General features: G+C 41.1%; 26 protein-coding genes. 8 read left to right on the top strand and 18 right to left on the bottom strand.

Going from position 1 to position 25,898, the window contains the following annotated elements; all coding sequences use genetic code 11:
- Window positions 1-48 precede the first annotated feature (48 nt).
- On the top strand, window positions 49-204 hold the full coding sequence (locus N0M92_RS22425; RefSeq protein WP_034305387.1) for a small, acid-soluble spore protein K: 156 nt from the start codon (window positions 49-51) through the stop codon (window positions 202-204).
- Between the two features lie 43 nt (window positions 205-247).
- On the opposite strand, the gene N0M92_RS22420 is transcribed toward N0M92_RS22425, so the two are convergent.
- Window positions 248-559, bottom strand: a complete 312-nt coding sequence (locus N0M92_RS22420; RefSeq protein WP_034305394.1) for a YfhH family protein — start codon at window positions 557-559, stop codon at window positions 248-250.
- Between the two features lie 75 nt (window positions 560-634).
- Window positions 635-1,432: a recombination regulator RecX gene (recX, locus tag N0M92_RS22415; RefSeq protein ID WP_260287921.1), complete on the bottom strand. Its 798-nt coding sequence runs from the start codon at window positions 1,430-1,432 to the stop codon at window positions 635-637.
- Window positions 1,433-1,557: 125 nt separating this feature from the next.
- Here recX and N0M92_RS22410 point away from each other — a divergent pair, with 125 nt between their 5' ends.
- The 3 genes from N0M92_RS22410 to N0M92_RS22400 all read left to right on the top strand — a co-directional run bounded on the left by N0M92_RS22410 (window position 1,558) and on the right by N0M92_RS22400 (window position 2,945).
- Window positions 1,558-2,478 carry a TIGR01777 family oxidoreductase gene (locus tag N0M92_RS22410; RefSeq protein ID WP_260287951.1) on the top strand — a complete coding sequence of 307 codons (921 nt, stop codon included), beginning with the start codon at window positions 1,558-1,560 and terminating at the stop codon, window positions 2,476-2,478.
- 53 nt (window positions 2,479-2,531) lie between these two features.
- Window positions 2,532-2,654 carry a YfhE family protein gene (locus tag N0M92_RS22405; protein ID WP_081088510.1) on the top strand — a complete coding sequence of 41 codons (123 nt, stop codon included), beginning with the start codon at window positions 2,532-2,534 and terminating at the stop codon, window positions 2,652-2,654.
- 108 nt (window positions 2,655-2,762) lie between these two features.
- Window positions 2,763-2,945 (top strand): YfhD family protein, encoded by a 183-nt coding sequence (locus N0M92_RS22400; protein ID WP_260287920.1) that lies wholly within the window; start codon window positions 2,763-2,765, stop codon window positions 2,943-2,945.
- A 405-nt stretch (window positions 2,946-3,350) separates the two neighbouring features.
- On the opposite strand, the gene N0M92_RS22395 is transcribed toward N0M92_RS22400, so the two are convergent.
- The 5 genes from N0M92_RS22395 to N0M92_RS22375 all read right to left on the bottom strand — a co-directional run bounded on the left by N0M92_RS22395 (window position 3,351) and on the right by N0M92_RS22375 (window position 8,706).
- Window positions 3,351-4,931, bottom strand: a complete 1,581-nt coding sequence (locus N0M92_RS22395) for a fatty acid--CoA ligase (RefSeq protein ID WP_260287919.1) — start codon at window positions 4,929-4,931, stop codon at window positions 3,351-3,353.
- A 111-nt stretch (window positions 4,932-5,042) separates the two neighbouring features.
- Complete coding sequence (locus N0M92_RS22390) at window positions 5,043-6,215, bottom strand: thiolase family protein (protein ID WP_260287918.1); 1,173 nt, start codon at window positions 6,213-6,215, stop codon at window positions 5,043-5,045.
- A 27-nt stretch (window positions 6,216-6,242) separates the two neighbouring features.
- Complete coding sequence (locus N0M92_RS22385) at window positions 6,243-7,388, bottom strand: acyl-CoA dehydrogenase family protein (protein ID WP_260287917.1); 1,146 nt, start codon at window positions 7,386-7,388, stop codon at window positions 6,243-6,245.
- Window positions 7,389-7,468: 80 nt separating this feature from the next.
- Complete coding sequence (locus N0M92_RS22380) at window positions 7,469-8,236, bottom strand: 3-hydroxyacyl-CoA dehydrogenase (protein ID WP_260287915.1); 768 nt, start codon at window positions 8,234-8,236, stop codon at window positions 7,469-7,471.
- Between the two features lie 68 nt (window positions 8,237-8,304).
- Entirely contained in the window at window positions 8,305-8,706 is a 402-nt protein-coding gene (locus N0M92_RS22375) for a MerR family transcriptional regulator (RefSeq protein WP_192207864.1), read from the bottom strand.
- Between the two features lie 164 nt (window positions 8,707-8,870).
- Here N0M92_RS22375 and N0M92_RS22370 point away from each other — a divergent pair, with 164 nt between their 5' ends.
- The 3 genes from N0M92_RS22370 (at window position 8,871) to N0M92_RS22360 (ending at window position 10,879) form a co-directional block, all read left to right on the top strand.
- Complete coding sequence (locus N0M92_RS22370) at window positions 8,871-9,296, top strand: universal stress protein (protein WP_260287913.1); 426 nt, start codon at window positions 8,871-8,873, stop codon at window positions 9,294-9,296.
- A gap of 167 nt (window positions 9,297-9,463) precedes the next feature.
- The gene (gene cidR / locus N0M92_RS22365; protein WP_260287911.1) at window positions 9,464-10,345 is read left to right on the top strand and encodes a cidABC operon transcriptional activator CidR; all 882 of its coding nucleotides are present in this window, start codon (window positions 9,464-9,466) and stop codon (window positions 10,343-10,345) included.
- A gap of 162 nt (window positions 10,346-10,507) precedes the next feature.
- Window positions 10,508-10,879, top strand: a complete 372-nt coding sequence (locus tag N0M92_RS22360) for a hypothetical protein (protein WP_260287910.1) — start codon at window positions 10,508-10,510, stop codon at window positions 10,877-10,879.
- 71 nt (window positions 10,880-10,950) lie between these two features.
- Here the strand turns inward: N0M92_RS22360 and N0M92_RS22355 are convergent, their stop codons facing one another.
- The 5 genes from N0M92_RS22355 to N0M92_RS22335 all read right to left on the bottom strand — a co-directional run bounded on the left by N0M92_RS22355 (window position 10,951) and on the right by N0M92_RS22335 (window position 15,036).
- Window positions 10,951-11,673 carry an amino acid ABC transporter ATP-binding protein gene (locus N0M92_RS22355; RefSeq protein ID WP_192207860.1) on the bottom strand — a complete coding sequence of 241 codons (723 nt, stop codon included), beginning with the start codon at window positions 11,671-11,673 and terminating at the stop codon, window positions 10,951-10,953.
- Entirely contained in the window at window positions 11,670-12,326 is a 657-nt protein-coding gene (locus N0M92_RS22350; RefSeq protein ID WP_061461716.1) for an amino acid ABC transporter permease, read from the bottom strand. Before N0M92_RS22350 ends, N0M92_RS22355 begins: the two co-directional genes overlap by 4 nt.
- A 78-nt stretch (window positions 12,327-12,404) precedes the next feature.
- Complete coding sequence (locus N0M92_RS22345) at window positions 12,405-13,226, bottom strand: basic amino acid ABC transporter substrate-binding protein (protein WP_260287909.1); 822 nt, start codon at window positions 13,224-13,226, stop codon at window positions 12,405-12,407.
- A 339-nt stretch (window positions 13,227-13,565) separates the two neighbouring features.
- The gene (locus N0M92_RS22340) at window positions 13,566-14,585 is read right to left on the bottom strand and encodes an AI-2E family transporter (protein WP_260287908.1); all 1,020 of its coding nucleotides are present in this window, start codon (window positions 14,583-14,585) and stop codon (window positions 13,566-13,568) included.
- A gap of 220 nt (window positions 14,586-14,805) precedes the next feature.
- Window positions 14,806-15,036 (bottom strand): excisionase family DNA-binding protein, encoded by a 231-nt coding sequence (locus N0M92_RS22335; protein WP_260287907.1) that lies wholly within the window; start codon window positions 15,034-15,036, stop codon window positions 14,806-14,808.
- A gap of 226 nt (window positions 15,037-15,262) precedes the next feature.
- Between N0M92_RS22335 and N0M92_RS22330 the strand changes: the two genes are divergently transcribed.
- The gene (locus tag N0M92_RS22330) at window positions 15,263-16,189 is read left to right on the top strand and encodes a glycine-rich domain-containing protein (protein ID WP_260287906.1); all 927 of its coding nucleotides are present in this window, start codon (window positions 15,263-15,265) and stop codon (window positions 16,187-16,189) included.
- A gap of 330 nt (window positions 16,190-16,519) precedes the next feature.
- On the opposite strand, the gene N0M92_RS22325 is transcribed toward N0M92_RS22330, so the two are convergent.
- The 6 genes from N0M92_RS22325 to N0M92_RS22300 form a co-directional block, all read right to left on the bottom strand.
- Window positions 16,520-21,163 carry a hypothetical protein gene (locus N0M92_RS22325; protein WP_260287905.1) on the bottom strand — a complete coding sequence of 1,548 codons (4,644 nt, stop codon included), beginning with the start codon at window positions 21,161-21,163 and terminating at the stop codon, window positions 16,520-16,522.
- A gap of 159 nt (window positions 21,164-21,322) precedes the next feature.
- Window positions 21,323-22,528, bottom strand: coding sequence for an MFS transporter (locus N0M92_RS22320; RefSeq protein WP_260287904.1), 1,206 nt, complete (start codon window positions 22,526-22,528; stop codon window positions 21,323-21,325).
- A 344-nt stretch (window positions 22,529-22,872) separates the two neighbouring features.
- On the bottom strand, window positions 22,873-23,835 hold the full coding sequence (locus N0M92_RS22315) for a sensor domain-containing diguanylate cyclase (protein WP_260287903.1): 963 nt from the start codon (window positions 23,833-23,835) through the stop codon (window positions 22,873-22,875).
- Between the two features lie 401 nt (window positions 23,836-24,236).
- The gene (locus N0M92_RS22310) at window positions 24,237-25,031 is read right to left on the bottom strand and encodes a DUF4097 domain-containing protein (RefSeq protein WP_260287902.1); all 795 of its coding nucleotides are present in this window, start codon (window positions 25,029-25,031) and stop codon (window positions 24,237-24,239) included.
- Window positions 25,024-25,578 (bottom strand): DUF1700 domain-containing protein, encoded by a 555-nt coding sequence (locus N0M92_RS22305; RefSeq protein ID WP_260287901.1) that lies wholly within the window; start codon window positions 25,576-25,578, stop codon window positions 25,024-25,026. Before N0M92_RS22305 ends, N0M92_RS22310 begins: the two co-directional genes overlap by 8 nt.
- Entirely contained in the window at window positions 25,575-25,895 is a 321-nt protein-coding gene (locus N0M92_RS22300) for a PadR family transcriptional regulator (protein WP_192207851.1), read from the bottom strand. Before N0M92_RS22300 ends, N0M92_RS22305 begins: the two co-directional genes overlap by 4 nt.
- Window positions 25,896-25,898: the final 3 nt, after the last annotated feature.

Here is a 25,898-nt window from a genome sequence, read left to right as displayed (position 1 = left end):
TAAGCGGAAACGCTTCTTTCTTTAATCTGATGCTTGGAGGAGAAAAATTTGCGAAATAAACAAAAAGGATTCCCCAACCAAAACAATAATAAATTCCAAGGCGAGCCTCGTGCAAAGGCAAGATATGCTTCAAAGCGTGCAGATGGCAGTATTAATACACACCCTCAAGAAAGAATGAAAGCATCGAACGAGCGATCGAATTAACTCGTACACCAGAAGGAATCGGGTTTCTTCCCCGATTCCTTTTTTATTTCAGCATTGAAATCGGAAGTGCTTCTTCCTTACCGCTACCACCTAAGCGGTAACCCCAGGCGAATACGCCGTTCATATAATCAATTTTGAAATAGACCCCGGGATCTCCGTCAATTTGATATATTTCACCTTTTTTGAAATCATCCGGATTTAACAAATAGGCCTTGGCCATCGTCACTTTTCGTTCCAATACAGAGTATTCATTAACCATTCCCAATTGCTCTGCTTTTCTCGCTTTTTCAGTCAACGCTGCAATTTCCTGTTGTAGTTCATAGGCGGACAACTTGCTGTATCTTACGTCACTCATATATATGACTCCTTAAATGAAATATTAATTTACTTCTATATTAAACAAAATTTAGTGATTTGGCTATCGATGCACTTAATCCGCATCTGAATTGGAAAGAAAACGCTCAATCAATTCTATTGGAAAACCTTTTCGGTATAATGCCTGCTTCATTTTTTGTTCATATTCGAAGCCTTCATGGTTTTTATATCGGCGTTGCATTTTTTCGGCATGGTGGCAAAGAGAATCCCATTGTTCATCTTCACCCTTTTCAACCGTCACATCTTCAAGTGCTTCATGGATGACATCTCTAGGGAAACCTTTCCGTAACAAGGTTTGTTCAACTTTCAACCTTAAAGCTCGTTCGGAAATGTTTTTTTCCTTTTTGACCGCTTTTCCAGCAAGTTTCCCTGCATGTTCAATCTGAATATCATAGGGGTATTCCTTCAATGCCTCGATAACCAACTTTTCTTGCACCCCTTTTTCTTTAAGCTCGAGCTTAAGGGTAGTGGGCCCTTTATTGCCTCCATTCACATGGGTCCGTACGTAAGCCTTGGCAAATTCAAGGTCATCTAAATAGTTAAAACTGTATAGTTTATGTATCGCTTCTTTAATGATCGGCTCTTCCGTCTCCTTCTTTTTTAAATAAAGGCGAATTTCCGATTCGGAGCGCATTCGGTATGATAAATAATTAAGTGCATCGGTAAATGCTTTTTGGATTTCATCATCGAATTGTATTTCTGCCAAAAGCAGGTCATCAAGCTCCATACCCTTTTTCAAATGAAATTTCAATAGCACTTCTTCATCTACACTGAAGGCATATTTTTCGTCAACGAAAATGTTATAACGATCTTTACGTTTCTTTTGGGTTGTTATTTTTGTTATGTTTGGCATAAATCCACCCCCACCACTACTTTACCCCTTTACGTTTACCATTTCTATATATAGCATGTCTAAAAATGAAAAAAGAACATGGACATGTTAAAGTGAAGGAAAGAATGGGAAAGGAAGTGGTTTTCATGAAAATAGCCATTGCTGGTGGAAGCGGTTTTGTCGGCACAGCCCTTATTGATGAATTATCAAAAGAAAATCATGATATATATATTTTGACCCGTCATCCCAAAAAATTTAAAAAACAGACTAATTTGACATATATTGGATGGCTGACCAAGGAGGCACAGCCGGAAAAGCACTTGGCGGGGCTAGATGTTTTCATTAACCTTGCTGGTGAATCCCTTAACAGCGGGCGTTGGACACCTGAACGAAAACGCCGGATTGTCGAAAGCCGGGTCGAAGCTTCCAAAGAGATGAACCGGATCATCTCCATGCTGCCCGATAAATTGTCCGTCATCATTAATGCAAGTGCAGTCGGATATTATGGTATTTCGGACGATGAGACCTTTACAGAAACCTCTGGATCCGTTGGTGATGATTTCTTGGCCCGTACTGTTCAACTATGGGAAAAGGAAGCGGCTAAATCACGCTCTTACAGTAATAGATTGGTCCTAACAAGATTTGGGGTGATTCTTGGAGAAAAAGATGGCGCACTGCCAATGATGGTCCTTCCCTATAAACTATTCGGCGGAGGAAAGATGGGCAAAGGAAATCAGTGGCTTTCCTGGATTCATATCCATGACGTGGTCCGGGCAATCATCTTTTGCATGAATGATCAGCGGATAGAGGGTCCAGTCAATTTTACGGCGCCGAACCCCGTTCAGATGGATACATTCGGGAAAACGATAGGAGCTATCCTGCACCGGCCACATTGGTTACCCGTACCTCCCTTCTTCCTCAAAAAACTGCTGGGGGAAATGAGCATACTTGTGCTTGAAGGACAAAATGTCCTTCCCACTAAACTTAAAGACGAAGGATTCACTTTCTCCTTTCCAATCCTTAAAGAAGCTTTACAAAATATCTTGAATGAAGATTCTCACGTATGAAAGGGTCATTTTAGGAAAAAATAGGGATATTAAGTGAAATGGAGATGATCTAATTGCTCAAAAAACACGATAAAGAGAAAAGTAACTTAACTAGTACCCAAGCGATTCTTTATGCTCGTGAATTTAAAAAAGCAGATCGTGCTGGCGGTTATACCGAGAAGAAATCCCGTCGTTAAGTTTGGAGTTTTTTCCCGTACATTTTGAATAGCCACCCAACACAAAATAAGCTGGAGATGATTAGTGAATTCATCTCCAGCTTATTTTATATTCTAGGGGGCGCTAACATGGGACGAAATGGCATACACCATAATCGAGATAAGAACAAACAAAAACTTCCTCAAGTTCCTAAAAACCTGAAGAGTGACGGACTTGACGTTGAATATTCTTCCGAACTGGCTGACCAGGAAGACATCAAGGCACAAGCCCGGGCAAATGCAGCTGACCGCCGTGCTCATAATCGCCGTTAATAAGCATGATAAATCAAACCAAGGGGTTGTAAATCAGCCCCTTGTGTTTTCTTTATTTACATAGCTTATCCACACCCCTGTGTATATTGTGGATATATTCTGAAAATACTGACAAGAAATAAGTACAATAACACACTTTATCAACATGAAAATAATGTTATTTATGGATAACTCTGTGGATTATGTGGATAAATGGAATGTTATGCTGCCCACGCTGTATCTTTGTTGTGGATAACTATTCTCTCTACTTGATTTGTTCCACAGGGTTATTATTTATATAATCCTTCATCCATAATTGTTACGCTCTTTATTAAATTTCTTCCTTCCAAGTATGATCGCATGCCAAGCAATTCTAAATGACTCCCCCCTAACTTGTCAGTGGTTGCATCCGCTACTGCCCCGGCATTAAAGAAAGGTCCCTAAACTTTCTCCATTAATGTTTTCTTCTAACTGTTTACGGAGCATGAACTTTTGTATCTTCCCGCTGGCGTTACGAGGCAGCTCATTACAGAAGATATATCTTCTTGGACGTTTATAGTTCGCTAGCGTAACACTGTTTTTACACCAGGCTTCTAAATCGTTTTCCGCAAGCGTTGGGTCTTTGGCTACGATGAAGGCCGTCACCGTTTCCCCCCATTGATCATCCGGCTGACCAAGTACTGCACAGTCGAGAACTCCAAGATGCTCATATAGTGTATCTTCCACTTCACGTGGATAAATATTTTCCCCTCCAGAAATAATCATGTCGTCCACCCGGTCCTTGACCCACAGATATCCGTCTTCATCCAGGAAACCAATGTCACCGGAATGGTACCAGCCTTTGTAAAGCGCCTTTTCGGTCTCTCTATCTTTTTGAAAATACCCCTGCATGATACACGGACCCTTCACAAGAATTTCCCCTGTTTCCCCAGGTTCCAGCATATCCTCGGGATCCGATGGCCCTTCGTCATTCGGACGGGCAATGATTATTTCATGATCGGAACATGCCTTGCCGGCAGAACCCGCTTTCCTAATTTGGTCTTCCTCCAATAGGAGAGTGATCGCGGGACCCATTTCAGTCATTCCATAAGCTTGGATGAACTGGATGCCGAGTTTCTCCTGACAGGCACGTACAAGTGTTGGAGCCATCGGGGCTGCTCCATAAAGCCCAAGCTTCAAACTCTGGAATTTGTACTCATCCAATTTTTCCTGGAGGAGCATGTTCCACATCGTAGGTGCAGCAAAAAACTTGGTGATCCCTTCCGATTCAATCAGTTCCATGACCTTTTTGGGATTAAACTGATGTAATATGACATTTGCGGCACCGACCTGTATGCGAGGTAAAAAGGAACAGTGTAATTCGGCACAATGAAACATCGGTGCAGTGATCAAACCGATATCAGAGCGTTCATACTTCATGGCCTCAATTAGAATCTCGGCTTGTTTGACCATGTCTTTATGAAGGTGAATGACCCCTTTTGGACGTCCGGTTGTCCCGCTCGTATACATGATGGCATAGATATCATCTTCGTGAACGTCCACTTCATCTGGCTTTGATGAGATACTTGCCATTTTCTGGCGGTAACCTTTTGCATATCCAGGCACATTATCATCAATATACCAAAAAGCCGTTTCCGGAAATCGCTTTTCAATCGCGGCAACGTTCGTTTCCAGTTCGTGTTCGAATAAAACGACCTTTGGAGCAGCGTCGTTCAAGATGAAGGCCAACTCTTCCGGCATTAATCGGAAGTTGATCGGATTAAAGATTGCGCCGATTTTTGCACAGGCAAAGAATGCTGTTGCAAGCTCTTCATTGTTGTAAAGGTACGTAGAGACCCTGTCCCCTTTTCGCACCCCTTCCGCTTGGAGGGCCGCCGCCAATCTATTCACCTGCTCATTCCATTGAATGTACGTATAGCGGATATTTCTTCTCACGTCGCAGATAGCTTCTTTAATGGGAAATTTCTGAACCGTATGATCAAAGATATTTTTAATCGTTACTGACATATCATGTTCCTCCTCAAGTAACCACCATCAACAGGCAGAGTTCAGGCAAAGAATGCCGATGGTCGGCTTCATCCCTTTTTCAGCTTTTACTTTCGTGCGAATTACGAATGTTCATAAATCGATAGTGCGGCTTCCGCTCAATCTTTCAATGATGGTTGCATTTGCCATACCGTGGCCTTCACACATTGTTTGCAGCCCATAACGGCCGCCCGTCCTTTCTAACTCATGGATCATCGACACCATCAATCGGGCCCCGCTTCCGCCAAGAGGGTGACCCAAGGCAATCGCCCCGCCATTTGGATTCAGCTTTTGGGGGTCTGCCCCCGTTTCTTTTAGCCAGGCAATCGGTACAGGAGCGAAAGCCTCATTCACTTCAAAGATATCGATATCATCAATTGTAAGACCTGCTTTTTCCAAGGCTTTTTTGGTGGCGGGAATCGGTCCCGTAAGCATCAGGGTGGGATCTGACCCGACAACAACCCGTGTATGCACTTTAAAGCGCGGTTTCAATCCAAGTTCTTCGGCTTTACTGCGTTCCATCAATAATAAAACGGCAGCACCATCACTGATTTGACTGGAGTTCCCTGCATGGATTAAACCGCCTTCTTGAAAAACCGGTTTCAATCCAGCAAGTACTTCAAGCGTGGTTCCATCCCTTGGGCCTTGATCTTCCGTAACTTCGATTAGATTTCCTTCATTATCAGTACCCGTTACTGATATCATTTCACGGTTAAAATGCCCTTCTTTTTGAGCGCGTATTGCCTTGGCATGGCTCTCAACGGAAAACTGATCACAATCTTCCCGTGTTATTCCCCACTTATCGGCGATTCTCTCAGCTGACAAACCTTGGTTAATCACCTCATACGAGTCCATATACTTTTGACTTGTTCCAGCACCTTGATAATTAGACCCCATGGGAACTCGTGACATGTTCTCCACACCGCCGGCCACTACCACATCCATATCACCTGACAAGATGGCCTGGGAAGCGAAATGGACTGCCTGCTGACTTGATCCGCATTGACGGTCAATCGTCGTTCCCGGCACTTCAATTGGAAATCCGGCAATCAGTGCAGCAACCCTTGCTATATCACCGGCCTGTTCGCCCGACTGTGAAACGCAACCTAAAATGACATCATCGACAATAGCCGGATCGATGCCCGCCTTTTCAATCAGCTTCTTCAATACTTCCCCTGCCAGATCATCGGGGCGAACGTCTTTCAAGACACCGTTCCTTCTGCCAACTGGCGTGCGGATCCCTTCAACGATAACCACTTCCCGCATATACTCTCTCCCCTTCTCATCGTTTTATTATAGACCCAGATTCTTGGCGATGATTTTCTTCATGATTTCATTTGTCCCGGCATAGATGCTTGCTACGGGAACATCCCGGTACCTTCTGGCAATCTTGTATTCCTCCATATATCCATAGCCGCCATGGAGCTGCATGCATTCAATGGATATTTTTCGGGCAGTCTCCGTCAAACGCCATTTTGCCATCGAAACTTCCGTTACAACCTGTTCACCAGCCATATGCTTGGCAATCAATTGATCTAGGAAGGCACGCCCCATTTTGATTTCCGTTGCCATTTCCGCCATTTTGAATTGGGTATTTTGAAACTGACTTACGGATTTTCCAAAAGCTTCCCTGCCCTTCACGTACTCAATCGTATCGGCCAGCATATCCTCAGATGCGGTTTGAGCACAAATCGCCACCACAAGGCGTTCCTGCTGCAATTTTTCCATTAAGTAAGTAAACCCCTTGCCTTCTTCACCAAGTAGGTTTTCCTTTGGAACACGGCAATCCTCGAAGATGAGTTCTGCTGTATCCTGACTGTGCAAGCCAAGTTTCTTCAGTTTTCTCCCCCTGGAAAACCCGGGTGTATCCCTTTCGACCACGACTAAGCTAACGCCTTTATGTTTCGGAACGGCACTTGGATCCGTTTTACAGGCAACGATGACCAAATCCGAATGAATGCCATTTGTGATGAATGTCTTTTGGCCATTTAATATGTAATGATCTCCATCCAAAATGGCAGTCGTTTTAATATTGGCCAAATCTGAACCCGTGCCAGGCTCTGTCATGGCAATGGCTGTAATGATTTCCCCTGTCGTGCATTTAGGAAGCCAACGCCGTTTCTGCGACTCATTTCCGTATGCGGAAATATACGGGACGGTGATGTCACTGTGAAGTCCGAAACCAATGAAACCAGAACCGACTCTTTCCAATTCTTCATTAATTATGACAGCAAAGCCCCAATCTACCCCGGAACCCCCATAATCTTCTCCAAGGTCCGGACATAAAAAACCCTGTTCCCCCATTTTCACCCAAAATGACCGGGGAATGATTCTCTCTTCTTCCCATCGTTCATAGTTGGGAACTGCTTCTTTCTCTAAAAACTTTCGGAATGACTTACGGAAAATTTCATGATCTTCACTTAGGTATGAATGCTTCATCTGTTTTCTCTCCTCTCCATTTCCTTGCCGGAGGCTCTTTTTCCAGATTTACAATGGATTTCCCTGAAGGAATTAACACCTTACCTGGGTGCCATTCTAATGGCCCCATCAAGCCTGATGGTTTCCCCATTCAGCATTGGATTCGTTATGATGCTTTCCGTTAGCTTAGCGAACTCTTCGGGATACCCGAGCCTTGGTGGGAATGGCACGGTTTTACCTAATGACATCCTGGCTTCTTCAGGCAATGAATCGAACATCGGAGTATGGAATAGACCGGGTGCAATCGAAACGACACGTATCCCTTTGGTGGCAAGCTCCCTTGCAATCGGGAGAGTCATGGCAGCAATCCCCCCCTTAGAGGCACTATATGCGGCTTGTCCGATTTGTCCTTCAAAGGCAGCTACCGAAGCTGTATTGATAATGACCCCACGCTCCCCCTCTTGGTTCGGTTCATTTTCAACCATTTTTTCAACCGCAAGCCGGATTACGTTAAACGTACCGATCAAATTGATCTGCACGACATTTGAGAACGCTTTCAATTCATGTATACCTTTTCTGCCTATGACCTTCTCTGCAATCGCAATGCCTGCACAGTTGATGACCGTATTGATGCTCCCGAATTTTTTCATTCCTTCATCCAATGCTACCGATACGCTTTCTTCACTGGTTACATCCGTTTTAATAAACAGCACTGAATCTCCCAATTCCTGCACCATTTTAGCGCCGTTTTCTTCCGAGAGGTCAAATATGACCGCTTTTCCACCTTTTTTAATGATGTTTCTTACTGTTGCAGCTCCCAGACCAGAAGCCCCGCCTGTCACAACTGCAATGGTTTCTTGAATTTCCAAATTCCCACCCCATTTGTTTTCTAGAATATATATTCATCTCTTATTATCATCAAAACCTATTTTCAAGATTAATTACACCGCTTGCCTGTTTTATCGTTCACTTTCAAGTCATGAAGGGTTTCGGTAAAGCCTTTGATTACCTGTTCAAAATCTTGCTTTAATCCATCCAGCTCTTTAATGCGTTCATTAATTTCGTTTAATTTCTGTCCTGCAGTCTCAATCGTTTTTTCCAATTGCTTAATGCCTGTCCTATCCTTATCGAATAAAAGGACTATATCCTTTATTTCCACTAACGAAAAACCATACTTCTTACCGCGCATTATGATTTTGAGCTGTGCATATTCTTTCTTTCCATAAACTCTTTTTCCCGTTTCGGTACGCTTTGGCCTAAGCATACCCAGTTCCTCATAATAACGGAGGGTCCTTGTCGTCAATCCGAATTCTTTTGCTAACTCAGAAATGGTGTACATGTTAAAACCACACTTTGCAAAGGGATTATTTACCTTCATTCTAACATTGACGTAAACGTAAACTTCAATAAATATTCACAAAATTTATAATATATGAAACTATATGAAAGATTTAAATTGATATACTATAGGTATATCAATTTAAAGAAGGGAATGATCGATCAATGCTATGTTCAAGAATATTAGTTGCTTATGATGAATCTGAATTGGCACTTAAATCTTTAGAAAAAGCGATTGAATTAGCGAAGCTGGATCCCGCTGTCGAAATCCAAGTGCTTCACGCTGTAACATTGCCAATCAAATCAAATATATATGGCAATGCATTTCAGGAAATTGAAGAATCCATGCTCAAGTATGGCAAGGAAGTGATTAAAAAAGCGGAAGCGCTTTTATCCGAAATCCCGAATGCATCCCAAACATTTGTCGTAGAGGGCTCAGCCATCACGACTTTATTGGAACATGCAAAATCCCAGAATTGTGACCTTATCATCATGGGCAGCCGCGGGTTGAGTGGTTTCAAGGAGTTCCTTGGCAGTGTAAGCCACTACATCGTTCAACGTTCCCCAGTGCCCGTCTTGTTGGTCAAATAAAATTCACGGAGGATATTCCTGTCAGTCTTTTCATAAGCTGGGTTCCCCTTGGGAATCCAGCTTATTTATGCGTGCATGAAAACCAAGTAAAGCTTATCATGTTTTACAAACACTTCCGTTTACGGGTAAAATGAAATTAATTTTAAACGAGGATAACAGGTGACGCAATGGATATTAAACATTTGCAATACTTTATAGAAGTAACTAATTTCAATAGCTTCACTCGTGCTGCCGACCATTTATTCATTACCCAGCCGACCATCAGTAAGATGATTAAAAACCTGGAAACCGAGCTAGGTGTTGAGCTTTTTGATCGTTCACGCAAGCAACTGATCTTGACCGATGCAGGCAGGGTTGTCTTAGAGCAGGCAAAATTGATTGATAAGGCCTTTCACAATTTAGAAACGGAAATGGACAATTTATTAGGTTTAAAAAAGGGACATATACGCATCGGGCTGCCGCCGATCATCGACGCTTCTTTCTTCCCCCGGATTCTTAGCCGTTTTCACGAGGACTATCCCAATATTACCTTTCAATTAGTAGAGGATGGTTCAAAGAAAATAGAAGAATCCGTCCAAAATGACTTAATTGATATAGGAGTAATAGTCCTGCCAACCAACACCGCACTTTTTCATCATTTTGCTTTTTTGGAAGAAGACATCAACTTGATTGTTCATCCCACCCATCCACATGCATATAAGGAAGAAATCGATTTGGCCGACCTGGAAAACGAATCTTTCATCTTATTCAATAAAGATTACGTCCTCCGAGATCTCATCATTTCATCCTGTAATGAAGCTGGTTTTTCTCCACATATTGTTACTGAAAGCTCACGCTGGGATTTTATTGAGGAAATGGTCTACTGTAAACTTGGCGTTGCTCTATTACCGGAAGGTTTATGCCGCCATGATGAGCGCGTAAAGACAATCAAGGTTAAAAACCCCTCCATCAGTTGGAATTTAGGATTTATATGGAGTAAGGACCATTACCTTTCATACGCTGCAAAAGAATGGCTGAAATATACGAAGGAAGCGCTATCTCATAAGTAGTGAACTATCTAGCATGATTGATGTAAGCACTATCATAGATTTGAGTTATGCACATGATAACATCTAACCATTTTACAAGGCGTTACGGCGAGGGTAGACTAGTATAAGTAAAATGCACGGTAAATGCTGATGGATCCAATATATTCTAAAAAGGAGATATTCATGATCACTTTATCTAGTGTCGATGAGTTACAGGCAACAGAAGCAGCTCTGGAGAAAATTAAATATTCTTACCCCGAACTATTTAATAAACTGCTCCATGTCGTTGCCTTAACACGGGCTCTTCAATTTAAATATCAATTTATGGGCACATTAATCATGGAAGAAAACCCAAACGAATATACCCCTGAATTCGTTATGCCCTCCGTTATCGGATTATATATAGAGGAAGTTCAAAAGTTAAAGGATGATCCGAATATCCAGGTATTACTTCAGACCTTCTCCCAAATTAAAAATATTGGATATGCCAAAATCAGTATGCTCGTGCTCGGTAAAAGCCCTGAATCGCTTTTAGGCGCTTCATACATCAAATGAAGCCCCTTTGATATCATGATATGCTCCGAAAAAAACCTCCCTTAATGGAAGGTTTTTTTCTTTACGTGTAATTAAAGCACTTTACTCAAAAAGGCTTTAGTTCTTTCCTGCTGGGGATTATTAAAAATCTCAATTGGAATATTTTCTTCAATAATATAACCTTCGTCCATGAAAATCACGCGATCTCCAACTTCTTTTGCAAACCCCATCTCATGGGTCACAACTACCATGGTCATGCCTTCCTTAGCCAGTTGCTTCATGACCTCAAGAACTTCACCGACCATTTCCGGATCTAGAGCGGAAGTCGGCTCGTCGAATAGCATGATTTTGGGCTCCATCGCCAACGCCCTGGCAATTGCGACACGTTGCTTTTGTCCCCCCGATAATGAATCCGGATATGCGTTCGCTTTCTCGGCAAGTCCCACTTTCTTAAGCAGTTCCATCCCTCTTTGGGAAGCCTGTTCTTTGGAAATTTTGCGGACCTTTATAGGCGCAAGCATTATATTTTCAAGAACAGTCTTATGTGGAAATAAGTTAAAATGCTGAAATACCATGCCAACTTCCGTCCGGACTTTATTGATATTGACCTTCTTGTCTGTCGTATCAAGCCCTTCAATAAAAATATGGCCTCCCGTTATCGTTTCAAGTTGATTGATACACCTGAGGAAAGTGGATTTACCCGACCCAGAAGGACCAATCACCACGACTACTTCCCGAGGGGAAACGATTGCATTGATATTTTTCAATACCTCATTTTCGCCAAATGACTTCTTTAGATTCTCCACCTTGATCATTCTGTTTTCAACCTTCTTTCGAGTCTATTTAATACGAAACTTAAAATGAGGGTCAGGAATAAATAGATGAAGGCACACGCCAAGTATGGCTCCCACACTTTAAAGTACTGACTCCCCATCGCTTTCCCCCAATACATCAATTCCGGGGCAGCAATGACACAAAGCAGGGATGAATCCTTCAATAATACGATGAATTCATTTCCTAACGGAGGAATCATTCGTTTGAAAGCTTGGGGCAATACAACATGTATCATTGTTTGGGTATGGGTCATTCCCAATGAACGCGCCCCTTCCATTTGCCCTTTATCGATGGATTGAATGCCCGCCCGGAAAATTTCGGCAATGTATGCGGCTGCATTTAAAGATAAAGCAATGACACCGGCAGTTACTGCATTCGTTTCCCCAGTAAAAAAGGGCACAATTCCAAAATGGATTAAAAAGATTTGAACTAAAAGCGGTGTTCCGCGAAAAACCGTGACATAACAGTAAAATGGAAAGGCAAGCACTTTGTTTCTCATGATTTTCCCTAAACCGATCAATAACCCCAGAAAAGTTCCGATGAGGATGGAGGAAACCGACAGCCCTATTGTAAGCAACGTTCCTTTTAATAAGAAAGGAGCATATTCAAAAATAATATCCCAGCGAAAACTCATTTTGTTTCCCTCCTAAGACCAAAAAAACTGCGTAACTTCACACGTAAAGTTACGCAATCTTTTACTATCCATTTGTTTTTATTGTTGTGCTTTCAACGTTTCAATATCTGGATCAGTACCAAACCACTCTTTATAGATTTCTGCATATTTCCCATTTTCATAAATGGCATTCACGGCTTTATCGAACTCCGATTTCAATTCACTGCCTTTTGGGAACATAAGACCATAAAACTCCTCATTGAAGCTTTTGCTATCTTCAACGACTTTCAGTTTTTGATCGGGGTTATTTTTCACATATTCTTCAACGACCGTATTATCAGCTACGACAGCCGAAGCTCCGCCTTTTAGTAATTCCTGGATGGCCAGGTTATTATTTTCGAATTTTTTAATATCCTTGTGATTCTTTCCAAGGAGTTTCTCTGTCGCTTCCTGTCCAGTAGTACCAGTCTGAACGGCAATGACGTTTCCTTTCAATTCATCTCCAGATTTTATATCACTATTCTCAGGAACGAGAATCTTATTTGTGGATAAGAAATACGGAACAGAGAAGTCATAAGATTGTTTTCTTTCGTCATTCACTGTAATCGCAGATATGGCGACATCCGCTCTCTTACCTTCGATTTCAACAAAAATCGGATCCCAACCAACACTTTCCAATTTAACTTCATAACCCGCTTCTTTTGCAACGGCATTGATGAAATCAACATCGAATCCTACAATCTTATCTCCTTCAAGATATTCAAATGGAGCATAGTTGGCGTCCGTCACGATCCTCAGTGTTTTCCCATTGGACCCTTCTTCTTTACCAGTTGTCGAGACTTCCTTATCCTTCCCGCATCCTGTCAAGACAAGTAACAAAGAAGCAACCATGGCAAACACTAAAAAAGAAATCTTTTTCAAAATAATCCCCTCTTTTCTCTCGTAAACTCTCTTTTTTAAAAAAACAGATAAATCCAACTTCACAGAACTTTCAGTATATTCTTTTAAGAATATTATACATTTATTTGTTTTTTTATGCAATAAAAAGTCGATAAATAACTTTAGTAAAATAAAAGTTTAATCAATTAACTTGGTAAACCAAAACCGCAACTATGCTCTAATAGGGAAAGACGCACTCTTTTCCCCTTTACTCAAATTAATGGATATTATATTGAAAACAGTTAGCGCCATCTTCCAAAAGGTTTAATGGAACAAAAATAAGCAGCAGCCATATTAGCGTGGCCGCTGCTCGAATGATTATTATGGGACTTCCGTATTCCCCTCTTCAATATCCAACATATCCAACAGGAAGATGAAGATCGGTATTCCGATGATCAATCCCCATATTCCAAGGAAATGCTCGGAAAACAATAGGATGATGAAGGTGAAAAATGTTGGAAGATTTGTTTTTGCCGACATGAATTTCGGATTTAAAATATAGCTTTCAATTGAATGGATCACAACAATCATGATTAATACAGCAATCACTTTGGGCATGCCGCCGATACTATAGGCAATCATGCTAAGTGGAATGAGGGAGATGATGACCCCTGCAACCGGAATCAAACCCAGGAAGAAAATCATGATTCCTAGACCGAGCAACTGCGGGAAGCCAAGAATCCATAAGAAAGTTACAGATAGGACAGCATTCGTGATGGCTATCAAGAACTGGACCTCAATCACCTTTCCGAAAGAATTGATGAATTTGATGCCAAAGTGGCTTAGGTTTATAAAGAAAGATTTAAATTTGGCCCGCTTGAATTTAGCAGTGAAACGAATGATTTTATCCTTTTCCAATAAGAAAAATAGACTAAGCAACATGGAAATGAAAATTTGAAATGCCAGTTTACCGAAATCGGATATATAAAGATAGAGTGTATTCATCTGTTTTTGAAGATCGAGCGGCGATTCCAGCTCGTTCATTATATTAATGGCATATTGAATGACCCTACTATCTGGTGGATGTTGAAAGAAGAAAACGATCTGTGTCACCAATTCCGTGAATTGCAGCGTAATGACCGGTAGATATTTATAAAGTACGATGGCTAAACAAGAAATGACGACTGCATATAAAAAGCTTATAACAACCTTGGAGTTGATATGCATGACTTTATTCAGCCGATTCATGATAAATTGCTCCAGCCTTCCCATCAAGAAAGTGAAAACAAATGTGAATAACACGATATTAACCATACTACCGATGCTTATTAAAAAGAGGACTAACACAATTAATGTAATTAACCTTGAAAAACCTTCGCTTTGCAAATACTCTTTTACCACTTACCTATCTCCTAACTACCGTTCTGCCATTATAATTCCTTTACCTTTTATTTTACACGGAATTGAGGAATTCTACTACAATTACCTTCCATTGACAACAAAATTATTTGAATGATCAGTAAAACCCATGATAGAGACGCCGTTAAGACCTTTTTGAAAAATTAGAGCCTTTATCCCAAGCCATTTCTGCATGAAAAAACATCTGCCAAACCGGCAGATGCTAATCTTCATCCTTCACATCGATATCTTCGGGGATGGGTTCGTTATAATAATCCGCTAATTCCTTCTTATACTTCTCCATCTGTTCAAGATGCATATTAAACTGATCTTTAAAAATCAAATGCTGCTCACCATCATAAACGGTGCGAATTTTATTTTGAACGATCAAACTTTCTATATAAGATTCCGGCATCGATAGATATTCCGCAGTCTCTTTTACTGTCAAGTACATGCCTTCACCCCTTTTCCTCCTAACTATACTAGATATGAAGCATATTTTGAAGTGCTTGGTTTTTGATTTCCCCCCCTTTGCCTGAGGACGAAACTGGCATGCAACCTCCCAGCTTAATCGAGTTCCGTCAATGGAACGATTTGTTCAAAAAACTTACAATCCCTTCCGAGAACATGTAAGATAATGTTAAAGTAATATACCCATATATTTAGAGGAGTGGACAAAAATGACTTTCCTTTATGTCATTCTTGCGGCAATTTTTGCTGTTTTACTGGTCAATTTCGTTAAAGGACTAAGTGAACCAGCTAAATTAGAACGCTATCAAAATGAATTCCGTAAATACCATGCTGAAACTTTAGATCTGCATGCAACGGAAATCGTTTCGGAAGCATTGATGGAAAAGCTTAATCATGCACTGGATTTCAATTATATGGAGAAGGTCAATACTGAATTCCGCCTGAAGCATCCACGGTACTCACAGTTAAAGGTCAATCAGGCTTGGCGTGAATTGAAACGCTACTTGATCATGGCTGCAGTGTTTGGAAAAGTTGAAATGTTTAATTCATCCATCGATGAGTTGTGGCACATCATGCAGAAATCTAGACGGGAATATGATGAGTTTTGCCAAGCTTTCATCGGTAGGACCATTCAGCATCATCCTCATTCAGAACCTGTTTTCAAACCCGATGAGCGCACTCTTTTCGACTTTTACTATGTTCAGCTATTTACCGTGGATTCCCATTCCATTCAAAAGTGGGGCAAATTTTTCAAACATGATAAAGGGCAAATGCTTCTACGTGATTTTGAAACGTTGGAACTGGAACAGTTAAAAGAGAAATATATGAGGAAACCGACAAGTACGCAAGCGGAACGGACCTTTGAATCTTTCACTTTCCGATTTAAAGAAAATCGCCCCATGACAGAATTGAATTGGCGGAAAACGTACGACCAGACGGACTATGCGGCTCCTGCCTATTTCACTTATGCAAGCACCGATGATTATGACAGCGAATTTAAAGATATTTTCGGGAATGAAGCGAACACAGTTTCCTCTGGATCCGGCCATGCCGATTATGGCGGTCATAACGGTTCCCATGACGGCAGTTCTGATTCCTCTTCAAGCTGCTCTTCATGCAGCTCTTGCTCGTCTTGAGCTCCACAAGAATCGCTTGGTATGCCCCAGCGTTTCAGCTTTGTAGCGCTGGGGCCTCTGCCTTGCCTTGTCCAATTGTCCATCTTTTTTTTATCAATGGAAGCGTAAATTGATTGGTTTTGGGATGCCTTAGATAGTTTGTAAGTAACCGACCATACAGGTGCATTGGACGCTCCGAGGGGGCTCCCGGACCGTCCGCGGAAAGCGAATCCCTGGAGTGGAACGCAACCAAAAAAACTGTATACAAGCTCAATTATTAACGAGTTTGCCTACAGTCTGAAACGCTTGGATGCCCAAGCGTTTTTTATTTTTTCAAATTTTCCCACTTCATTAATTCCACCGATTGAACCAATTCTTTATCCTTTGTTTATTTTTCTCAAGTACTTCCTTCGATGTCCGGTTGTCTTTTTGTTTTTTCCATTCAAAGAAAGATGCAATTCCGATAAGCAGCCCGCCGCCGATGATTAAATACAGCCACCATGGCATCTCGCCCCACATCGAATTGGTATTCATATAGACATTGAATAAAATGGTCCCAGTTCCAGCGATGAAATAGGATTTGTATTTCATCATGAATCCAAAGAGCATTGCTGCCAATGACACCGTGCCGATAATGAGCGCATCATATAAGGTGTTTCCTGCCATTGCATCAATGATCAAGGCTAAAAACAAGAGGAAAACAATACCACTTTCGATATATTGTGTGATTTTCCCTTTAACGAAGATTTTCCTCAGCAGAGTGGTGCTGACAATGAACAGCGGCAGAATATTCACCTCCTCCTCTAGTACAGGAGGTATCGTGAGCTGATCGACAATGACCCAATATGGATATAAACTGAACAATATCGCTGCAGCCAACTGGGATTTTCTTTCCAACATTCCTGTCGTCGTGCTTCTCATCAAAATGAAGTAGGCCGGAATCAGAAGCGCCACGAAGATTTCCAAAATGAAATGTGCTGGTTCCCCCGTCAAAACATCTATGTTCATGGCAAGAAGAAACAGCAGACCATAGATTCTGTAAAAATCCAATTGAAGTCCTGACCCACCTTTATATAGCAAGCCTTTAAAGAATTTCCTGCTCAGCAGTACCATTATGGCCGTACACGCAAAAAGGACTGCCACGCCAACTAAAGGCCGTAATGTGTCCGCGTACATGATGATGGTCCAATAGGGAAACAAACTGAGAATTCCCGTCAGCCAAACGTAGATGCCCTTTTCTTTTACATCCTTTGTGAAACTTCCAATCAAGATGAAGTAAACCGTTATCAAGAGAGATACGACAACCTCGAGTAACTGGCTTGATGTTTCAGTTACTGGAATTCCCCTATTCATGGCGAGTAAGAAAAGCAGGCCATATATCCTGTATGCATCGATGGAAATGCCTGTTTCTTCCCTTTTTATTAAACCATCGAAATAACGCCGGCTTAAGAGCAACATCCCTGACATACAGCCGAAAAGGATCATCAATCCCATTTCAACCGATAAGCTGTCGGCATAGCCGACGATGACTAGGAAGGGATACAGACTGACTAGTGCAGCAATATTGGAATAGATTTTCCTTTCTGGCTTTTCCGCTGTCATTCTTCTCAGGAAAATGAAATAAACGGTTAACAGAAGCGATACAAAGACTTGGAGTAACTGATGTTTAGTATCATTAAAAACTTCCGCATTCATATCGATCAAAAAGAATAAACCATAGATCCTGAAAAGATCAAAGATGACGATGCCTGATCCGTCTTTCTTGAGTAACCGGCTGGAATACAGCCTGCTTAACAATAGCATTCCTGCCATACAGCCAAAAAGAACGGCCAAACTCGTGATGATTGGGAGTGCATGGGCAAAGTCCATAATATTGATGAACGGGAAAAGTCCGATGATGGCCGCTATTCCCAAATAAATGCTTCTTTCTTTCTTATAGATCGTGAATCTTTCCATAAGGATGAAGTAGCCAGGCAACAGCAGGGAAACAAAAATCCCCAAAATTGCAGAACCCGTATCGCTCATAAACACTTCCAGATTCAGGGTGCATAGATATAACAAGCCAAAAATCCGATAATAATCAATGACTCTCTTCGTTCCCTCTTGGTTGACCAATCCTTTGAAATGGTGTCTGCTAACCATCACCATCACAGTCATGCATACAAGCAATACGATGATCGCCATAACCAAAGGTAATGTATTTACATACATATTATAAAAGATGAAGGCCATGCATAGAGGAACGACAACATAGTTCCGCCAATTCCTTTTCATGAGCAGATACCAGGCAAACAAGAACTGTACAGTCATCACTCCTACCCAGACCAATTCCCTGTTAAGCGGAAGACCCCGGATGGCCGTTTCCAATATGGATATGCTTATTCCTAAATGAATGAATGGAATAAGATAATACTCCATGATTCCTTTCCAATTCTTATTGGAAACCGACCACAGGATGGTTATGAGCCCTGCTGTAATCATCATGGATATTGGTGTTATGAATGCCCTTTGCCCCACGTTTGCAAAAAATAAATGGACCTGCAGGAAAAGGGCTGAAAACCCTAGGTACGTAAAAACGTATTTTTCCCATTTCACATGTGTCCTTAAAGCACTCAACATATAAATCAACAGCTGTGCAGCATATAGGAACGGAGAACTTTCCGTATAAACAATGAGCAAATATCCAACAGGAATCGCCAGTAAATTGGCAAGGTGACTAGTATATTGGAAGTACAATTTCCCTTTGTACGAATATTTACCAAGCCATTCTCCTAAAAGGAAAAAGATAATAGGACCTAGCAGCACAAACGCAAGCTTCAATACCATTAAACCAAAATCAAAAACATCGTAGAGTGAGGCATATAGGCCTGCACTTGTAATCACGACAGGCACCCAGAATATGTGCTTCCGATGTATATGGACGGCCCAGCCGTTTATTGCTGTAGCAATGGCAATGACTCCGCTTTCCTCCAAAGGCTTCAGTGAATCGAATGGAATCGATATCAAGGAAAGGAAGGAAAGAATCTGTGCGCTATATGCAAAAACAGGAAAGAATTTATGATAACCCCTTCTAAATGTGTAAGCTGCACCGATGGAAATCAGTGAAACCCCCGTTAAATAGACGCTGAGCGTTATATTTGACCGGACCCACTCTAAACTCTCCAACAAATATGGATTGAAAGCAACGAGAGCCAGTACGAAAGTGATTGGAAATCCGTATATGGCGTTTTCCTTCATATGCTTTGAATCGTCTTTTATATATGTGATGAAGAAAAGTCCCGAGATCATGGCGAGTGCAGCACTAACTGCAAGCCAATCCATTTCACTGACTTTAATGGTCAGTATCACTAACATGATCATTGGGGAGATAAGTAAGATACTCTTCTTAAACAGGCCGTACCTTGGGTGACGGTTATATAAATATACTCCAACATATTGAATGGCCTGAAGAACGAAAACAAGACTTAAAATGGTAGAAAAAGAGACTGGCAAAGCAAAGAAAAGATACAGGAACGCTAAGTTGAAAACAACAACTGCCGGGTACGTGAAGCCTGAATTTTTCGATTGAAGGGAAACATGGACAAGCTGAGCGGATACTATCATGAGCGCGACGAATATTTGCGCATAGTTCTCCTGGTACACCATCGCGTTACAATATAAGAAAACGATCCCGCTCTCAATCAAACTGGTGAACATGAAGTTCTTAGAAAGCTTAGTCATTTTGGATTTTGCCAGATATTTTGATAGCATAGTAAAAATGATTGGTACAAGTGCAAAAGCAATGATCATATACTCACTTAAAAATGAGTTAAAGATTAAATGGATATATCCATACGTGAAAACGGCGCTAAAAGCCATTTCATAATATTTTTTTTGGAATTTGACCGAAAAAATTAAAAACAAAACAGAAAAGACCATCAACGTTAGCGAGTACACCAAGTTACTTGAAAATAACGTCAGGATCACAAAGGCTTCCACGATGATCTTAAACTGGATGAATTGAAAAATGAATGGTTTGAATAACGTTAATGCTTGTTGATTCTTCAATTGCTCAATATTCCATAATAGTATTAAATTAAGAATGCCAATCGCCAAAAACATCCACTCAATAGTCGGTGTCACAAAGGCCAATCCGAAATAGCCGGTTAAGCCAAACGTGAATATCGAAATGAAAATGAATATTTTCGACTTAAAGTAGTCAGCGATCTTACAATACACCGCTAAACAAAGTAATCCCCCAAGAAACCCCAGTAGCCCCCTCCCCCCACCATTAAGTGAAAGGTACTCTCCAAAAATCCGATAATATGAAGCTGATAAAATCGTAATCGGAATGAATAAACCCGCTAGTGTCAGGAATGCAAAAGCGGTCTGTTCAATCTTCAGCTTTGAAGCGATGAAGGCCATCCCTGCAAAAATGACGGATACCATTCCAATAAAGAAAACTTTCAGGACCGCATTCAGCTCCCCCCATGAGGAAGTTGCTAAAATCAACCCGCCGAACAGAAGCAATATGACCCCGGTGAGCAGGATGACTGAAATATTCCGTTCCCTGATTTGCTCAGGTGTTTTCCTCGGCTTTTCCAGTTTTACCTGTTTCTCCCGCTTGATGGCCTGCTTTTGAATACCAGGTTTCCTATCAGTGATCTCCTTGACAGGTTCAAGACTTTCCTCGAAAGCCGATCCATTAGTTTCATACGAGGACTTCTCATCTTTCGTTATCGTTTCGTTCACTCCACTGGATTTCTCGATTAGGCTATCTTGTCCCCTCACCTCTGCACTTTCACCGATAATCGTTTCATGTCCTTGGATCTTTTTTTCCTGTCCTAAGCGCTTTTGTTTATGGAGGGCTAATTGGAAATGCCGATCATATGCCCTGCTAATCCGGATATATTCTGATTTAGGGATGAGCCGCCTTTCCCATAAAACACCCAGCTCTTCTTGGAAAATACGCTTCCTTCTTTCTATTGTCATTTCTTCGTTTGAGGAATCATTCATCCCAAGCTTCCCCTCCCTTCAAATAGACCTTCTATCATCTTATGTATATTCTCTTTTTGATAATAACAAAGTTTTTACATTTATTGAATATTAAGGGCCTAATGAAAAAACAGCGGTGTTCCTCCTGCATCAAAAAAGAATGACTTCTATTGAAGCCATTCAACGTCTTTCCACTGATTTTATTTTATCCTCGCCTCTGATGATGCACAAATAAACGATCATTGAAATGAAAATGGAGGCGGCTGCCGTGATATAGATGCTCCTATAGCCGAAGAGGAAGCCTATTTGCCCGAACACGATGGCACCTATGCCCACTCCAAGATCGAAAAATGAAAAGTATGTTGCATTCGCCATCGCCTTCCGATTTGGTGGCGTCTTTTCAATCGACCATGCCTGAAGCGCCGGCTGGACAGAACCGAATCCAAATCCATAAAGCACTGCTGCAATGTAAAGAACGGTTTCACTCGGCATCCATGCAAGCAACAGCATCCCAGTCATGATGAGTAATGTTGAAGGCACGAATATGGCTCGATGTCCCCTTCGGTCATATAATCGCCCCGCGAATAATCTCGTGACCATGAGGGCCATTGCATATACTAAAAAATACCACTGAATGCCATCTACACCTTTTTCCGCTGTGTATAGCGGAAGGAAGGTTGCAATTCCACCGAATGTAACGGAGATGAAGAAAATGAGCAAAGATGGCTGAAGGGCACTTTTTTCATATATATCAAACCTTTTGGCTCTGACAGCCGCCAAAGGATCACTTTCCACCTTTTGATACCGAATAAGTGATGCCGCAATGATGGCAAACAAACCTAATAATGAGCAGATCAAAAATAACTCTTGAAACGGAATGACGGTAACTAGAAAAAGACCCAATGATGGCCCTAATGCAAGTGCTAAGTTTCCCGATAATCCATAATACCCCATCCCCTCGCCACGCCGTTTCGCAGGGATTATATCGGAAGCGATCGTTCCTGATGCCGTTGAAGAAAATCCCCATCCGACGCCCTGAACAATCCGCATCATGAATAACATACCGATGCTCCCCATGAACCCAAAGGAGCCCACGGACAATGCAAAAATGGCCAAGCCGGCAGAAAAAACGATGCGTCTTCCCTTCGTCTCCAATAATCTGCCGGCAATTGGCCGAACAAGCAATGCCGAAAAAGTGAAGATTCCAAGGACAGCCCCCACCAGGCGATCGTCACCGCCAAGCTGCTCAACATAAAGCGGGAGGGTCGGCATCGTCATTTGAAACCCCATGAAGATGCACATATTTGCCAAACAGATCATGATGAAATCACGTGTCCAGATTTTATCAGTGCCTCTAACCCGTTCATCCACTAAGGTTTCCCTCATTTCCCTTCACCTTCTAATTAAAATAGTCATAGCCAGTTTACTAAAATTGGTTAAAATAAGCGAATGATTTATTTCGTATACCTAAATATATATAAATAAAAGCCCAGTATGACACTGAGCCACCCCTTCATAACGAAATGCCGACATGTTCGTTTCCGTCCACTTACCTTCCTTATGCAAACTAACGATTTAAGTTCGCCAGGCTTTCTATTCATCATTCTTACAGCGGAATGACTTGAAATCGTTTTAGCTCAAATTTCCATTAAACCACCCAGGTATCAACCATTCTGCTAGTGAGTAATGGTGGTATTGCCCTTGCCCTAGCTTATTGTATACCCTATGTTTCATCTACCCGCCCGAACGAGTTTCTGTTCCTTTCTTCGCCGTTTATTTTGAAACATTTTTTGATCCGCTTCCATGAATAAGCTATCCATATTCCCTTTGGAATGCGAACGGTAAGCATGCCCGAATGACATACTGATATGAGGGCCTTTTTTCAGGGAGTTTTGCAGAAGGATTTCTTCCTTTAATAATTCACAAAGAGATTCTACTTCCCGCTTACTTCTATCAATCAGCAGAATGGCAAACTCATCTCCTCCCACTCTCGCTACAACAGCGATGTCCGAGAAAATCCGTTTCAATAGATTGGCAGCTTCTTTAATCAATTCATCCCCTTTCTTATGGCCATACGTATCATTCATAAATTTCAGCTCATCTAGATCACACAATATCATGGCAACAGGAGTGTCAAAATCAAGATTGGATTTGGCAGATATTTTATCGAAGAACTGTCGATTATGGATATTCGTTAATGGGTCATGGGACGTTTGATACTCAATATCCTGTATGAATCTCACTCTTTCATCAATATTCCGAATAATTCCTTGAACGGCTACCAATTGCTCTTTTTCATATATAGGTGTAGCATATTCCTCGAACCACCAATAATTTCCCTCTATATCTCTCCAGCGTTGAATGACCGGCTTAGTATAATCAATCCCAACGTATACCTTTTCATTTAGGATATCAAAATCATCAGGATGAATCCTTTCAAAAGGCGAAGAAGGGTCATTGTATGCTTCTTCCAAGACGCCTTGACCTAGAAGTGTATTGATGGACGGACTTAGATACCTGAACTTGGAACTTGGGATTGATTCGTAGCAGTAGATAATATCCTTAGAACTTTCCACTATATTAAAAACATTTTTTTGCTCTTCGAATCCTTTCTTCAGATAGTCCTTTTCCCTTTTCTTGCGAGTGAAGATCATACTTTTAAATATATCTAATGACAACCTATTGAATTTCATTCTACAGCCCCCATACTTTAAAGTCATTTTCATTAAAATCTTTTCCTTAGATTTGATGGCGGACTTACACTCATTACTTTTAACATAATTATCCTTTCCATATTATAATTCTAAACAACTAAAAGGAAAAACATATATTTTCCTAGAAAAGGGACAAACACAACTTATTCCCATATATTTAATAAAATCAAAAACAGAGGAACCACTGACACCTTCTCTATTATTGGAAACTCGTCTACTCCTCTCCAGCCTGCCAGTACTTTGTTCCAACAAATATTGGCTTTTGTTTATGGTTCATTTCTAAATGGGCATTATTATAAAACACCTGCTGTTCATGGAGATGAAATGGCCGCATAATTAAAAAAAGCCGACCCCAATTGGATCGGCTTTTTCATGCTTCACTATTTTGTTATCTCGATTTTCCCATTATTCGTTTCCAATTTCACTAAGTTTTCACCTTTGCCAATGACAGTGCCGGCCTCATACTTACCAAGGATATCCACTCTCCCATTGTCAACATGAACATCGAAAGTTGTATTTGTCGGTTCATTCTCCGTTTTGATCATGATTTTACCATTATTACTTTTGAAGTCGATCTCCCTATCCAAGGTTTTCGTGTCCAATGTAATTTTACCGTTATTCGATGACCCAACCAGTTTTCCCTCCACATTATTAAGATCTACTTTTCCATTAGCAGATTTCACTTCAACTTCTTCGGTTATTATATCATTTAATTCTACCCGGCCATTTTGAGATTTCACATACAGATTATCACTTTTCAATCCTGATAATTGCAATTTTCCATTATCGGATTCGGCGACAAAGGATTTATAAGATTCATCAGGCAGATACACCTTTAAATGTATGGATTGAATATGAAAACCAAAGCTAAAGGTACGTCGATCTTTTAATTGTACCGAAAGTTTCTTCCCTTCCACATCGGCAGTGAAATCCAACTTGGAAACATCCATCCCTTTTGAAACCAATTCTATCCTGGTCTTCTCATCCTTCGTTGGAACAATTTCTACAGCTGCATTGTCAGTGTCAATCTGAATGTCCGTCACAATCTCCGAAATCGTTTTTTCCTCTGTAGTCGTTTCCTTATTTGTCACTTGGGAAAACGTAAATAGGCTTCCTATTACTCCGACCAGTAACAATACAAGAGCAATGATCGATAATTTTTTTACATTAATCATTTTTCAAACCGCCTTTCACAAGGGAAGCGTTAAATTTTAAATAGCGAACGAATCCTTTAGTTAAAGCATTCGTAGCGACAAACATTCCCATGGCAATGAAAATGCCAATCCCGCATAGTCCCAATGCGGAGAAAAGATCGAATAATTGAAAATTGCCCATGGCAAGGTTAAAAAGAACGCCAAATGGAGCAAGAATGAACGCGATCGCCGAAGCCCATCCCGCAATGACAACTCCGACCAATGCTATAAATGGTCCCAAAACGATCACTAAATTAAAGAATCCCAAACCAATGACTGCCCAAACCGCCCGCATTACATTACCTGCAGAAGTCGTTTGTTCGACCTGACCAAGATGATAGGATGCCATCAGTTCTTTGGAAATCTGTTTAGGATTACCAAGGGATTTGGAGATTTCCCGCTCTGACTTCCCTTCTTCCATTCCAATTTCGAAATACTCTTCGTAATCTTGAAGGATATCTTCCCGTTCCTCTAAGGAAAGTCTGGTTAAAGAGGCATTCAATTGTTTTAAAAATTGTTCTTTGTTCATTGGTTCACACCTTCCTTGATTAATTGATTGACCCCATTAGAAAATTCATACCATTCCTTCAGCAGCTCTTGAAGGTATCTCCGGCCTTTTTCCGTTAATTTATAATACTTGCGCGGAGGCCCTTCTGTTGATTCTTGCAAATATGTCGTAAAATACTCCTCCTTCGTCAAACGTCGTAAAAGTGGATATACCGACCCTTCCGATATTTCAATTTGATCCGAAATCTTTTGTACAAGTTCATATCCATAGCGATCCTGCTTATCCAGTAAGACCAGGACACATAGTTCCAGGACACCTTTCTTAAATTGTACATTCATAGC

Origin of the sequence: Peribacillus aracenensis, assembly GCF_025175645.1 — a bacterium.
In the GTDB taxonomy this organism is placed as follows: Bacteria; Bacillota; Bacilli; order Bacillales; family DSM-1321; genus Peribacillus; species Peribacillus aracenensis.
The sequence above is the reverse complement of the archived record's forward strand: the minus strand, read 5'-3'. Positions and strand labels throughout refer to the sequence as shown.

Bases quoted from the DNA above. Each gene is read 5' to 3' on its own strand.
- N0M92_RS22420 (WP_034305394.1), bottom strand. From the start codon at position 559: ATGAGTGACGTAAGATACAGCAAGTTGTCCGCCTATGAACTACAACAG.
- recX (WP_260287921.1), bottom strand. From the start codon at position 1,432: ATGCCAAACATAACAAAAATAACAACCCAAAAGAAACGTAAAGATCGT.
- N0M92_RS22410 (WP_260287951.1), top strand. From the start codon at position 1,558: ATGAAAATAGCCATTGCTGGTGGAAGCGGTTTTGTCGGCACAGCCCTT.
- N0M92_RS22400 (WP_260287920.1), top strand. From the start codon at position 2,763: ATGGGACGAAATGGCATACACCATAATCGAGATAAGAACAAACAAAAA.
- N0M92_RS22395 (WP_260287919.1), bottom strand. From the start codon at position 4,931: ATGTCAGTAACGATTAAAAATATCTTTGATCATACGGTTCAGAAATTT.
- N0M92_RS22390 (WP_260287918.1), bottom strand. From the start codon at position 6,215: ATGCGGGAAGTGGTTATCGTTGAAGGGATCCGCACGCCAGTTGGCAGA.
- N0M92_RS22385 (WP_260287917.1), bottom strand. From the start codon at position 7,388: ATGAAGCATTCATACCTAAGTGAAGATCATGAAATTTTCCGTAAGTCA.
- N0M92_RS22375 (WP_192207864.1), bottom strand. From the start codon at position 8,706: ATGTACACCATTTCTGAGTTAGCAAAAGAATTCGGATTGACGACAAGG.
- N0M92_RS22370 (WP_260287913.1), top strand. From the start codon at position 8,871: ATGCTATGTTCAAGAATATTAGTTGCTTATGATGAATCTGAATTGGCA.
- cidR (WP_260287911.1), top strand. From the start codon at position 9,464: ATGGATATTAAACATTTGCAATACTTTATAGAAGTAACTAATTTCAAT.
- N0M92_RS22360 (WP_260287910.1), top strand. From the start codon at position 10,508: ATGATCACTTTATCTAGTGTCGATGAGTTACAGGCAACAGAAGCAGCT.
- N0M92_RS22355 (WP_192207860.1), bottom strand. From the start codon at position 11,673: ATGATCAAGGTGGAGAATCTAAAGAAGTCATTTGGCGAAAATGAGGTA.
- N0M92_RS22350 (WP_061461716.1), bottom strand. From the start codon at position 12,326: ATGAGTTTTCGCTGGGATATTATTTTTGAATATGCTCCTTTCTTATTA.
- N0M92_RS22335 (WP_260287907.1), bottom strand. From the start codon at position 15,036: ATGTACTTGACAGTAAAAGAGACTGCGGAATATCTATCGATGCCGGAA.
- N0M92_RS22330 (WP_260287906.1), top strand. From the start codon at position 15,263: ATGACTTTCCTTTATGTCATTCTTGCGGCAATTTTTGCTGTTTTACTG.
- N0M92_RS22325 (WP_260287905.1), bottom strand. From the start codon at position 21,163: ATGAATGATTCCTCAAACGAAGAAATGACAATAGAAAGAAGGAAGCGT.
- N0M92_RS22320 (WP_260287904.1), bottom strand. From the start codon at position 22,528: ATGAGGGAAACCTTAGTGGATGAACGGGTTAGAGGCACTGATAAAATC.
- N0M92_RS22315 (WP_260287903.1), bottom strand. From the start codon at position 23,835: ATGAAATTCAATAGGTTGTCATTAGATATATTTAAAAGTATGATCTTC.
- N0M92_RS22310 (WP_260287902.1), bottom strand. From the start codon at position 25,031: ATGATTAATGTAAAAAAATTATCGATCATTGCTCTTGTATTGTTACTG.
- N0M92_RS22305 (WP_260287901.1), bottom strand. From the start codon at position 25,578: ATGAACAAAGAACAATTTTTAAAACAATTGAATGCCTCTTTAACCAGA.
- N0M92_RS22300 (WP_192207851.1), bottom strand. From the start codon at position 25,895: ATGAATGTACAATTTAAGAAAGGTGTCCTGGAACTATGTGTCCTGGTC.